Source organism: Pseudomonas sp. TJI-51 (genome assembly GCF_000190455.2).
Taxonomy (GTDB): domain Bacteria; phylum Pseudomonadota; class Gammaproteobacteria; order Pseudomonadales; family Pseudomonadaceae; genus Aquipseudomonas; species Aquipseudomonas juntendi.
The window spans coordinates 498-728 of record NZ_AEWE02000162.1 but is presented as its reverse complement, the minus strand read 5'-3'; the positions used below and the strand labels follow the sequence as shown (position 1 = coordinate 728).

Genomic DNA, 231 nt, shown 5'->3' with positions numbered 1-231 from the left:
GACATCATCCACGTGAAGCTCGACGAACTGATCCGTGCGACGAAATCTGCAGAGCAATCGGTACTCGATCTCGAAGCGCTCGATAATCGAGAAATCCATAAACTTCGTAAGGAGTATCAGGCGATGGGCAGTGAATGCGCTCCCCACCACCAAGCTCCTCGTGAGCGGCACGCTGATGAAGCTGCTCGGGATGACCTGCAGCGCTAGCTATCTTTTTGGTCGAGCGGCGGG

1 protein-coding gene is annotated in these 231 nt (G+C 55.4%); it reads left to right on the top strand.

Features of this window, described 5'->3' with window-relative positions; translation table 11 throughout:
* A partial coding sequence (locus G1E_RS28105) for a low affinity iron permease family protein (protein ID WP_177329623.1) occupies nt 1-207 on the top strand: 207 nt, incomplete at its 5' end.
* Between the last annotated feature and the right edge of the window lie 24 nt (nt 208-231).